The sequence below is a fragment of the Trichocoleus sp. ST-U2 genome (genome assembly GCF_039961875.1).
GTDB lineage: Bacteria > Cyanobacteriota > Cyanobacteriia > Cyanobacteriales > FACHB-T130 > FACHB-T130.
Map to the genome: position 1 here is coordinate 1 of NZ_JAMPJY010000080.1, position 12144 is coordinate 12144.

General features: G+C 46.2%; 8 protein-coding genes and 2 pseudogenes. 4 read left to right on the forward strand and 6 right to left on the reverse strand.

The window, feature by feature from the left end:
• Window positions 1-103: 103 nt before the first annotated feature.
• Window positions 104-460: a hypothetical protein gene (locus tag NC996_RS27455; RefSeq protein WP_190684552.1), complete on the reverse strand. Its 357-nt coding sequence runs from the start codon at window positions 458-460 to the stop codon at window positions 104-106.
• 389 nt (window positions 461-849) lie between these two features.
• On the opposite strand from NC996_RS27455, the gene NC996_RS27460 reads away from it, so the two are divergent.
• Together NC996_RS27460 and NC996_RS27465 are read left to right on the forward strand one after the other, a co-directional pair.
• A complete protein-coding gene (locus tag NC996_RS27460; protein ID WP_190684555.1) occupies window positions 850-1611 on the forward strand; it encodes a Mut7-C RNAse domain-containing protein in 762 nt (253 codons plus the stop codon).
• A gap of 197 nt (window positions 1612-1808) precedes the next feature.
• Window positions 1809-2279, forward strand: coding sequence for a regulatory protein RecX (locus tag NC996_RS27465; protein WP_190430743.1), 471 nt, complete (start codon window positions 1809-1811; stop codon window positions 2277-2279).
• Window positions 2280-2765: 486 nt separating this feature from the next.
• Here the strand turns inward: NC996_RS27465 and NC996_RS27470 are convergent, their stop codons facing one another.
• Entirely contained in the window at window positions 2766-3314 is a 549-nt protein-coding gene (locus NC996_RS27470) for a GAF domain-containing protein (RefSeq protein ID WP_190684557.1), read from the reverse strand.
• A 12-nt stretch (window positions 3315-3326) separates the two neighbouring features.
• The gene (locus NC996_RS27475; protein ID WP_190684561.1) at window positions 3327-6683 is read right to left on the reverse strand and encodes an alpha-mannosidase; all 3357 of its coding nucleotides are present in this window, start codon (window positions 6681-6683) and stop codon (window positions 3327-3329) included.
• A gap of 67 nt (window positions 6684-6750) precedes the next feature.
• Here NC996_RS27475 and NC996_RS27480 point away from each other — a divergent pair, with 67 nt between their 5' ends.
• Window positions 6751-8805 carry a hypothetical protein gene (locus NC996_RS27480; protein ID WP_190684564.1) on the forward strand — a complete coding sequence of 685 codons (2055 nt, stop codon included), beginning with the start codon at window positions 6751-6753 and terminating at the stop codon, window positions 8803-8805.
• A 58-nt stretch (window positions 8806-8863) separates the two neighbouring features.
• On the opposite strand, the gene NC996_RS27485 is transcribed toward NC996_RS27480, so the two are convergent.
• Together NC996_RS27485 and NC996_RS27490 are read right to left on the reverse strand one after the other, a co-directional pair.
• On the reverse strand, window positions 8864-9811 hold the full coding sequence (locus tag NC996_RS27485) for a tetratricopeptide repeat protein (RefSeq protein ID WP_190684567.1): 948 nt from the start codon (window positions 9809-9811) through the stop codon (window positions 8864-8866).
• Window positions 9812-10037: 226 nt separating this feature from the next.
• On the reverse strand, window positions 10038-10337 hold the full coding sequence (locus NC996_RS27490; protein WP_190684570.1) for a hypothetical protein: 300 nt from the start codon (window positions 10335-10337) through the stop codon (window positions 10038-10040).
• Between the two features lie 113 nt (window positions 10338-10450).
• Between NC996_RS27490 and NC996_RS27495 the strand changes: the two are divergent.
• Window positions 10451-11465: pseudogene (locus tag NC996_RS27495) on the forward strand (transposase).
• Between the two features lie 2 nt (window positions 11466-11467).
• On the opposite strand, the pseudogene NC996_RS27500 reads toward NC996_RS27495, so the two are convergent.
• A pseudogene (locus tag NC996_RS27500) lies at window positions 11468-12034 on the reverse strand (IS4 family transposase); the annotation flags it as partial.
• Between the last annotated feature and the right edge of the window lie 110 nt (window positions 12035-12144).

Genomic DNA, 12144 nt, shown 5'->3' on the forward strand with positions numbered 1-12144 from the left:
CGGACAGCGATGTCTTTCCGTTTTGTCGAGTGGTTGAACCACAATCGAGACGTATTCTTCGCTTATAAAGCTGCTTTGGGCTTTGTTTGGGGTTGATTTCTGTTTAAGTCCCGTTAGCTCGTACCCGTCGCAGTGCTAAAAAGACGGTCAAAACTTGGTCGGGGTGCAAAATTGCCAACAAGAAATTAATGACGCGATCGCTTGTTTGACGTGCTTCTTTCGACATCCCCACACGAGAGCGTTGCAGCAACTGAAACAAAATCCGCAGGCGCTGCCCCGTTGTAACATGAGTGATGAGAGCTAAAAGCGCATACAATTCTGGATTTTGTTCGTAAGCTTCCCGATGCAGAGATTCATCGCTCCAGCGTGGGGGTTGCCCGTTATAACGAAGGAGAAATGGCTCATTACAAGAGCGCAGATGCACAATAATATTCAAGATGGCTGGTTGGGTTGCATCCATAATTTGACTCCTTGCATTACAAAGCTGGAGCGTATCCCCGCAGATGTTTAGGAACGCTCTGATTACTTTGATGAATTCCCCAGTGGCTTCAAGAACTCGACCACTTGTTTAAGTGTACTACAAATATACTACAATTAATTGAGTTGCCACAAGAGGGCAACTAGCGATCGCAAGCATCTCACTTGTGAAAATTTGCAAAGACCTACAACTATCCCCCCGCAGGCAGGGGAAAGGTAAAGAAAAACTTTTTTTCATGGGGAAGTAGAATTTCAAGATTTTGGCTTCCCCGTACCCCCTCTATTCCCTCGCAAGTGGAGGAAGACAAGGAATAAATTTTATTTACGAGAGTTGAGGTGGGGTTCTGAACTACGGTGTATTAATTTCTCAATATGGCTAAAGCAGATTTTAATTTTTACGCAGAATTGAATGATTTCTTGCCACGGAAAAAGCGGGACGTAACCATTACTCATGTTTTTGAGGAACGAGCCTCGATTAAGGACACGATCGAATCTTTTGGCGTCCCTCATCCGGAAGTGGATTATATCGAAGTCAACGGCAAACCCGTCGATTTTTCCTATATTGTGACGGATAGCGATCGCATCCATGTTTATCCAATTTCTGCGGCGACTGAAAAGACATCTAGCGTCTCTCTCGTTCGTCCTCAACCGCTAAAATTTCCTCGTTTCGTTCTCGATATTCATTTAGGGAAACTAGCAACATCTTTACGAATGTTGGGTTTTGATACCCTGTATCGAAATGACTATGACGATCTAGAGTTAGCCCAAATTTCGGCATCTGAAGAACGAATTCTCTTGACTCGCGATAAGGGTCTATTGATGCGTAGTTTGGTAACACATGGATATTATGTCAGAGAAACTAATCCAGAGCGACAGGTGGGCGAGATAATGGGACGCTTTGCTCTAATTGAATTCGTCAAACCATTGCAACGATGTTTGCGTTGCAATGGTTTATTAGAACCTGTGGATAAGGAATCGATTCTTGACCAAGTGCCACCCAATATCCAACAATCTATTGATGAATTTAGCCGCTGTCGTGAATGCGATCGTGTTTATTGGAAAGGCACGCATTATGAACAAATGCAGCAATTTATCCAAGGAATAATTTTCTCGAAGCCAGTTGAATCGAATTGAGTATAAAAGCTGGCTTTTTGCGATTCGCATTGATTATTTTAAGGCAAATCTTAACAATTTATTTCATTCTTTAAATAATTATTTTTTGGGTATTTGTGCCTAAAAATATATTTTGAACATACATTATTCTAGACTGCTATACAACAATTAAACTTTTGTATGTGTTAAAATCAATAAACATAATAACTGTTTGATAAATGAGTTGCACTGACTATTTTTTTCGCCTGATCTCCCGCCGAGATTACAGTGCTTACGAACTTTTAAAGAAAGGACAATTAAAGGGGTTTGAGCCAAACGAAATCTCCGAGGCTATCAATTATTTGCAAGAGAGAGACTATCAATCCGACACGCGCTTAGTCGCCAACTTGATTGCCTACTCTCAAGGCAAATATGGGAAATCTATGGTAAGGCGCAAATGTATGGAAAAAGGGATTTCCTCCGAGGTATTCGAGCAAGTTTGGAACGAACAAATCGAAGCAGAGGGAAGTGAGGAAACAGACGATCTGGATGGTTTAAAAACAAAGATCATGCGAAAGTATAAAATTGATGATTTTCAAATTATCGACCAAAAAACCAAAGCCAAGCTATTAAATTACTTGCAATATAGAGGCTTTAATGCTTTTGAAGTTTTGAAGCAATGGCAGAGACAACAAGTAGAAAATGAGTAACGGAGCGGTTTGGTAATTTGGTATTGCTAGATTATCTTAAAAACTTTTAATTTGCATTTTTTTATCACCTTTAGTTTGTATCTATATGAAAGATATTGTCACCTTGTTTTTTGGGTTGGGTATGGTGTTTAACGCCAGCTTATTTATTCCACAAGCCTTAAGGATTGTTCAAACTAAGAGTTCTAAAAATTTGTCTTTAATTACTTTTCTCGGTTTTAATTTTATTCAGCTTAATGGGGTTCTCTATGGGTATTATCGAAACGATTTGGTTTTAATGTATGGAAACTTAATTAGTTTTATGAGTTGTGCAAGTGTAACAATTTTGGCAATTATATACCGAGGTAAGGAACCTAAGTAAAGAGTAGGGGCGTATAATTCTACACCCCTACATTCAGGTTCATTTATATTCAGCTATGGAGACAAGCAATATTTAGTAGAGACGCGATAACCCTTGTCTCTACATTTCGGTGTTAGTAGCTAGAGAATTTATCCCTTCGCAGGTATGGAAGACTTCGCTGCCAATATATAGGCAACAGCAAGGGGGGTTAGTTTCTCTGTTACTATGGCAATAATAGAGCGGTCTTCCGGTGTCCATACTCTAGGCTGACCAAAGACACAAGGTTGCAGAATTCCCCACAACAAATTATCTTTGCACAGGTGAGCGTGAACTAATGCTCGATGTCCAAATTCTTTTTGCTCGAAAGCTTTATTAACGACTTCCGGATTCGCTGTCTCTACATCTTCGACAAAGACAGAAGGTTTTGTATGCAGTGCCGCAGCAAAAAGCGGATCTTCTTTTGGCAAAGATTCTGGTTCTTCCTTCCAGTCAGCATCAAGAATATTCGGATATTCTTGAGTGCGACGCCAACAGTAAGGAACTTTACCGATGGAGGTATGGGGATCGCGAAGGTAGAGAAAAACGCGATCGCACTGCAAGACTTCACCCAAAGCTGGCACTAAGGCAGAAAAGACAGCATCGGGTGTACTGTCATGGCTCAAAATTTTATCGAGAACTGGCGGTATTTGGTTGCTCATCAGCTTATTTTCTCAGCCGTCTGTTCGTTTCACTACAAAACTAGCGATTTTCCAGGGCTGGATGCTGGCTATTTGCCCAGAAGCGGACATTTCGGGTGCATCGATGGGACGCTCTAACAAATCAACTGGGTGCGCGATCGCTAAATCCAAATCGCTATTCAGCTGCATCTGTGCCTCTTCCCCGTGACACTCATAACAGCGCAAAATCCACTGCTGCAAGTTATCTTCTGACTGCTTCAACGCGATTAAAATCAGATTCTCAGCTTGTAAGTCTAACAATTGACCCACGGGGGGTAAGGACGCCATATTTCTCGCAGCGGGTTCTTCCACCCCCCTTTTTAAGGGGGGAGAGGTTAACCCAGAAGTATTAGGTAAGGACGAATTCTGTTCGCCTACCGATGGCAGCAGCATCACTTGGAGCGGTAAATTTAGCTCATAGCCTCGTCGCACAGTCTGCGCTGACTGCCAGCTACCTTGATGAGGATAGAGGGCGTAGGTGAATTGATGCCAACTTCGGTCTGCGTCTGGATCGGGCCAAGTAGAACCTCGTAACAAGGTGAGGCGTAATTGTGAGGGTTGGGCGTCGTAACCGTATTTACAATCATTTAGCAAACTGACCCCATAGTCATTGCCATAGTCATTTTCACTTAAATCTGCCCAATGCAAGGCAGGAACTTCCCATTTGGCGGTTTCTGCGGGTGTTTGAGGCTGAGTAGGACGCCCGTTAGCGTCTTGTGTGCTTCGCACAATCGCGCCGCAAGGAATTTCGTAAGTAGCAGAATCCGCCGTCAAGGTAAGCGGGAAAGCGGCTTTTACGAGTACGTGGCGTTCTTGCCAGTCTACAGTCGTGACGATTTTCAGTAGCGGCGAATCTGCTTGCAGTATGTAATCTTGGCAAAATTTCGACTCGCCTAGCTGCCGCACAACGCGCAGACGAGTTTGCACCGCCCCCTGTTCTACCCATTCAATTGACTTTAGCTGGGTGGGAGGTAAGGGGTGTTGGGCATAGTTGGGGTCAATGTTCCAAGCATCCCAATATTGACCGCTATCTTGGAAGGCTTGGAGTTGATTTCCTCCGACTTGAGAGAGGATCTCTCGATGATTAATTTTGTCAAAAACACTGCTTAAATCGCCTGTTTGAGAATCAACGATTACCCGCAGTAAGTCATTTTCTACGATGCAATTTTTTCCCTTATATCTGATATTATCTGGATTAGTCGCATTAGAATCCGGAAGGCTAGTGCTAGGATGCCCGTATTTTTGCCTTTTTGAGGGTAATTCCTCTTGAGGATATAGGTTTTGAGGACATAGCCAGAAGAGGCGATAACCCACTGATGGGATATTCTCAGCGAGAAATAACAGCGTCGTGCCTTCAGAAAGCTGGGATGGTAGTAGTTTCCCTTCTAAGTTGTAAACTTGCCAGTGATGTTTAGATGCCGGTAAGGGGACGGTAACGACTTCCGAGCGTTGCCAGTTCAGGGAGTTGAAGACGATAACTGGCAGGGCGTCTGGTTGCGGCGGCGGGGGAAGGGCAATAGAAGTTGCGATCGCGCTTAAGGCTTGCTGTACTATTTCCGAACCCACTTGTTCCACCTCTTGCCAAGCTTGATTCGCATCTACAAAGACTTGGGGAATGGAGGAACCGGGAAGAATATCGTGAAATTGATTAAATAGCACCTTTTTCCACGCAGATTCTAGCTCTTGCTTGGGATAAGGCGCACCCGTGCTGATACTAGCCAAGGAAGCGAAAAGTTCTGCTTGGTACAGCAACCCTTCACTGCGACGTTCAAAGCGCTTTTGATCGGCGTGGGTGGTGTAGCAACCCCGATGGAATTCTAGATAGAGTTCATCGTCCCAAACCGGGAACGGTTTTGAGTTGGGATTCTGAGTGCTAATCTGCTGTAAATAGCTCTCAGATGTAGTGAATTCTAGACGAGGAAAGAAGGGGGATTTTTCCCAGCGCGCTTGCACTTCCAACATATCACGGGTAGGGCCACCGCCATGATCGCCCACACCTGGAAGCCAAAGACTCTCTTTTAAACTGGTTTGGGTTTCCCAAACACAGGCATAAGACGCCATTTTAATCGGGTCAATGCCTTCACCAATCGGAGCAGACATGAGGCTGAAGATTTGGGAACCATCAAGCGATCGCCACCAAAATGTTTCATAGGGAAACTTTGTGGTGTCGTTCCAGCGCAATTTTTGGGTGACAAAGTATTCAATCCCAGCAGATTTCAGAAATTGGGGCAGCGTGGCACAAAAGCCAAAACTATCTGGCAACCAAGCGACTGTACTCAATTGCCCAAATTTTTCTAAGACGTAACGCTGACCATAGAGCAACTGGCGGACAATCGATTCGCCATTAATAATATTTAGTTCCGGTTCCACCCACATTCCGCCGACAACTTCCCAGCGTCCAGCCGCAACTTGTTGTTGAATGGCGGCAAATAAATCCGGGCGATGTTGCTCAATCCAAGCATAAAGTGCAGGTGTAGAATGGCAGAAAGTTAGGTTGGGAAATTCTTGCAGGAGTTTGAGAACCGATTCAAAAGTGCGTTGAGCCGCTTCCCAAGTGTCGCTGACAGGCCATAGCCAAGCCAAGTCTAAGTGAGCATGACCGAGCAAACAGATTTTAGATTTTAGATTTTGGATTTTAGCTTCTGTTGACCCTAGAGTGTCGAGCAGGTTTTGGCGGAGGGCGGAAAGCGATCGCTCAAATTTTTGTCCATCAGGCAGTGCTGTCCAGTCAATCTCAGCTACAGCAGCTGCCAAGATATCCAGTTTTTCCGGTTCAAAGGTTTTTAAATACCGTTGCAAGACAGCTAACTCATCAGCGACAAAACCGGGTTCAATCCGAGCGTCGGTGGTAAATTCGTATATACAGCGCGATCGCACTAATGCTCCATCATCATGTCCGGGACTTACCAGGCGCAAGGCAACTGTAATCTCCTCACCCGGCGTCACCGCGGGACTCAGCAGTACCCTCGTTGAGCAATCGAATAAATCTCCCGCTTGCACTTTGACGCCATTGACAAAAATTTGCGCGTCTTCTGCCCACCAAGTTAGCACCAGCCGCAACGCCAACCCCGATAAAGCATAACCTTGTAAATCTTGGGGAATCATCAATTTTTGACTAAGCCACAACACCTTTTGCCCTGCTTGCCAAGCAATATGTCCCCTCGCATTCAACTCCATAGATAACCAATCATTCCCGAAATCAGATTGGCGAACGGTATCTGCTGTCAGGTCTGCGGTACAGTAGCGCCAGCCGGTCTGAACGTTAACCTGAGTCATCGCAGAGAGTTTCTCAATCGCTTCGCTCAGGAGGCTGCATGAGGGCGTTACAAAAGGTGTCTTGGAATCGGTCATCTTTTCGATAAAATCAGGGCATCTACTATTTTTAGCAATTAGCAATTAACATTTAGCATTTCGCAAAATGTCCTCCCCTCCCAATGGTCGGTATAAAAGCAAATTATTTAATTTCCTCTCCCGAAAATCTCGCCGGTTGAAGGATGAGAGCGATCGCGCTGTGCGAAATCTGAAAGTCGCAGCGGTTTGGGGAGCGCAAATCCTCCTCTATCCGGTGTATCTGCTGGCTCAAACTTCCCAATTAGCGGGGCGTCAATTACAACAAGCGACGCAAGAAAAATTCCCACAATTACATTCTGGTAAAAAAGACCGAACAAAACGTCCTAACTCGCCGCCAACGCCGCCACCGACAGACGCGCCAATTCAGGAAGTGCTACGAGCGATCGCGGGTCAGGAAGAATCAGAATTCGCTTTAAATCCATCGGCAAATTCTGTTGCTACTTCTAGTAACAAAGCAGGAATTTTCAGTCAAGTTGCAGATGCGATTAATCGTGTCTCTACGACATATTTTGGATTCCAATTTTTCGATCGTAGCGCTGCGGGCGGATCGAGTCATTCAATCTCCCCAAATTTAACCCTTCCCCCGCTCAATCTCCCGGAAACTGTTGTCGTGCAAACGCTACAGCCCAAAGCGGCGGCGGGAACAAGTAGCGGAAAATCTTTGGCAGCGGCATTACGCAATCAAATTGTCGTTCGGGGAGTTGCGACACAACTCGCTACCCGTTCCGTGGTACTCGTCACCGCCGACAATCAAATTTTAGATATTCTTACCCCTGAACAACAGCAAAAATTACAACAGCGAATTCGTTGGGAATTGGCAAACTACTGGCGTCAGTGGCGGTTAGTGCAAGCGTCGGCGAAAGGAATTGCAGCACAACTTCGCCCTCCTGTCAATCAGCGCCATCTGTTACCACCCGTGCGTCTGTTCTGGGGAGTCATCGCTTGGGTGCAAAAAGGGCCGGTTGCGATCGCTGCCAATCTCTTCCAAGAATCAACGCTGGTGCGGTGGCAAGAAACAACACAAGAGGAAATGGGAACGCGATTGAGCGCCTCTAGAGAGGAAATCGGAAGTCTTCCACCCTTCGGAAACAAAGCCCTTCATCCTTCCTCCTCCTTACTGCTTCAGCCATTAATCTTCCTCGATCGGACGATGGTTGCAATCGAAGTCCGGCAAAAAGACTTTTTGGCAAAGCTGACACCCCATACTGGGGAAATAGAGGCAAATGAGCGATCGCCTTTACAATCGCCTTTACAACGGATACAAGCTGTATTCAGCCAACCGATGCGACAACCGGCGTCTCCCGATGTTACAGATGCCCAAGCACACAATAATATCCAAGCACTAATTCAGGCAGCAATTGACTACTTTTTTGGCAGGCGCAACGGAAAATTACCTTGGGAATCTACCCCAGAAATTGATTCTGATTCTTACAGCCAAACAAATCGGATATCAGGTGGCGCTTCTGCCTCCTTAGCCTCTGCCCAAAGGAAGAATCCAGAATTAACCGCAACTGGTATTGCCGATCCCTGGCTGACCATGAATGATTTATTCGGGAAGCCAGATTCACCTACCAGCAAGCAGCCAGTGCCAACCGCCCCTAAGCGCCCATTACCAAGGGTGGCAGGCAAAGAGCAACCGTCACCGTCAGCTCATCTGTCAGGAAAGAAGACCCGGACTGCCCTCCCCGGAGCCAACGAGCCGGATCTGCCTGCTGGGGATTCTCTCTGGAAGTCGATTAAGCTTCGCCTGAGTTTCAAACAAACGATTTTGACGCCCCGCAAACCCACTGCGCCTGAGCCAATGGCGGCGCGTCCAACACCAACTCCTTCTACAACCAAAAAATCCCGCAAAAAAGACATTTCAGGAAAGATTACCAAAGCGCCAGCTTTCCAGACGCCACGAGTAGAAGCCGAAGGGGCGCTTTCAAATCTATCGCCAGCGATCGCACAAAGCAATCGGACAAGCTTTGCCACCCATTCGCCAGACTGGATTGAGGCTGAGGTGACTCCAGCCGGATACGTCAAACACCCCCTAGAGTATTTGCTGGAATGGCTGGATAAGGCGATGCTATGGCTGGAGAATTTCTTCGTGAAAGTCTGGCGTTGGGTGAAGAAATTCTGAGGGTTATAGAAGCGGAGTCTCTCCGTCCCTACTCTCTTTTGTATTCTTCTCCTACGGTCTAAATTGGCACATTAGATGCTTCGCAATTTTCAGAAGCAAGTGCCAAATTATTTTGGATGGTCGCCCATTCGTGGGGACTCGCTTCGCGGGTGTAGATTTCCAATGCTTGCTTGTAACACGCGATCGCTCGTTCTAGATTATCAGCGCGATTGCCCCGTATCCGGTCGCGGTAAGCATTGCCGAGATTATTTTGCGTCATTGCCCAATCTTGGGGAAAAGCTTGGCGGGTATAAATTTGCAATGCCTGTTCGTAACACGCGATCGCTCGTTCCAGACGATCGGCGCGTACCGCCATATCTTTGTCAGCCAAATCGTCCTGTATCCGATTGCGGTAAGCATTGCCCAGATTATTTTGCGTCGTCGCCCACTCGTTGGGACTGGCTTCGCGGGTAAAAACTGTAACCACGATCTCGTAGCCGGTGATGGCAATTTCTAAGTTTTTCTCCTTGTCTCCTAGGGGAAATTGCGCCATCAGGTTGCTGAATCCGCCGATTGTCGCCCCAATAAATTTTGCTTCTTGGGGTTCAACTTGCGGCAGAATTATCATTGCCCAATCGTGCAGTATCTCAGCCAGTTTCTCATTCAGTTGATCGAGATTTGCTTGTAACAGCGGATACACTACTTTGCGATCGCCATTGCTATCTGCGGTTGCCTGTAACACCTCAGTTAAGAATTTCAGAGGCGATGCGGGAATCATCTTAACAACGGTGGGTGCCGATGATAAGCCCATTTCTGTAACCATTGGCGCTGCAACATTCCGCAACCACTCCGCCGCTTCTCCATCGCCCCGTTCTGCCAGCATTGCGGCTACGGCTTCCATTGTCTGCACTAACCCGGCATCAATGAGCGCTTGATTCGTCTGCAAAATCTCCATTTCCTCGCCACTAGAGGAACTGAGTAGCACTTGGATCAGATTGAGATAGGCTTCGAGACGTTCTTCTCTCATAGGGCGATTCATCTATCAATAGATGGATTTATTGTTGCTTAATTCCCCTCTACACTGCCACCTAAAAATCGGTTTTTTTGGGCGCAAACGCCAAAAATTCAGAAAAATACGAACTATAGCTTGAATTTTTAGGCTTTAGAAATCTCCTGCTATGTCAGCAAATTTATATAGAGCGGTTCGCACTTGCAATATAGGAACCTCACCCCCAGCCCCTCTCCGTAAACGGCTACCGTGTATACACATCTGGGCAAGAAGCTAAAGACCAACCGAGAAACTGGGAATCAATCTGTCGCAGACCCTGAAAAAGAGTGACAATTCCGGGAACCCGTTGGCTTTGATAGCCAGACCAACCGCCTAAACGAGCAATCAACCAAGATGCCCAAGCCAACGTTAGGGGAGGAAAAGGGTTGTGTTGTTTTGGGATGCGACCATTGAGAGTGGGTGCAAGCTCTGTCAGGCAACGCTGCTGGGCATCACAAAAGACGACTGTTGCTGATTGAGTGAGGTCTTCACGCCCTTGAGTCAACTCAGGACTTACGCAGACACACTAGATATAGTGGTAGAGGAGATAAGGCTCCCGAACCGGAACAAGACAAACAATTGTGCTAATCTCAAGTCGAGGTAAAAATTGAACGTCAGGTGTCATTTACAAAGCTAGACTACTGCCAATACTTGCTCAGCTCTCAGACGAATTACACTCTGACGAATTTAGCTGAGCATCTACAAGTTTTTAGTCACGATACAATCAATCGATATTTGAGAGGAGAAAAACTAACTCCTCGTTTCCTGCGGGATAACGTCGAACATCTTATTCAAGTAGATGAAAATGGCTCGATAATTTTTGATGATACGGTCATTGATAAAAATTTCTCGAATTGTATTGAGCTTGTCCGCCGACAGTACAGTGGTGCAGAGCATCGTGTCATTCGTGGTATTGGTCTAATTAGTTGTGTTTATGTGAACGGGAGGACAGGACAGTTCTGGGTAATTGACTACCCTTGTTTATGACCCAGATAGGGATGGGAAGACTAAGCTAGACCATGTGGCAGATATGTTACGCAATCTGGTGTACAGCAAGCAGCTACTGTTTGCCAAAGTACTGATGGATAGTTGGTATGCCGCTCAGAAGCTGATGGCTTTAATCGAACAATTAGGTAAAATTTATTACTGTCCTTTGAAACGAAATCGCTTGGTAGATGATAGTGGAGGAGTAGAGAAATATAAGCAGATTGAACAACTAACTTGGTCGAGGCAAGAACAACAGCAAGGGAAGCTAATCAAAATTAAAAACTTTCCCCGCGATCAGAAGGTGAAGCTATTCCGAGTTACTGTCTCTACCGACAGAACGGATTACATTGTTACAAACGACTTGTCTCAAAACTCATCGGATGACGTTCAAGAAGCGAACGCTGTGCGTTGGAAAGTTGAGGAGTTTCATCGAGGAGTTAAGCAACTGACTGGGATTGAAGCTTGCCAATGTCGTAAAGGTAGAATTCAACGCAATCACATCGCTTGCGCGATTTTGGCTTGGACTCACTTGAAAAGACTAGCTGCACTCATGGCTGAAACTATTTACCAACTCAAACACCAATGGCTTTCTGATTGCTTGATTAAGGAACTCAAACATCCGTCTATTCGTATGCAGCTTATTTGAGCCTACGCTATATCTAGTGTCTTTGCGTAAGTCCTGAACTGAAGCACGCGCACAGCAGGAGACAGCGCCAATACACATAGACGTTGAATGGCTGCTCCAAATTCGAGTTGGGTCGCTTCCAGATTCAAGCCACTTTGTTTGAGAGTGGCAAACAGTTGTTCAATTCTCCAACGCCAACCGTACCAGGCAATCATTTGGAGGGCTTGCTCCAGGCACACCACTCGATGTGTCGTCAGCAAGCGCCAATGCACTGGGGCTTGTCCCGGTGGAGGATTAATTTCCACAGCTTCAACGGCATAGAGTACCACTGAGTGGGGGTAATCTGTCCCGTCGAGCCGTCGAGGACGAAGGCATTGCACCCGGCAATACCGGAGTGTCATTAACGCTTCACGAGCAACACGTTTTTTGCGCTCATCTGCCATCACCTGCAACGTATAGGTGCCTGCACACGGCTGTTGGCTCAAGTGAGTAAACAGGGTTTCTCTAGTGCCTACCAACAATCGGTCGCGGCAAGCTCTGATTAGTACGTGTGTCTGGTGGTTGGGAACCGTCACCCATTGTTCATATATAGCAATCGCCAAGGTAATTAGGACGACAAGCATAAGACATGCTCGATTGCATCTCGCAAACAATTAAACTGGTCGAGTTGTTTGCGGATGCGGCTGTTGAGCCAAGACCA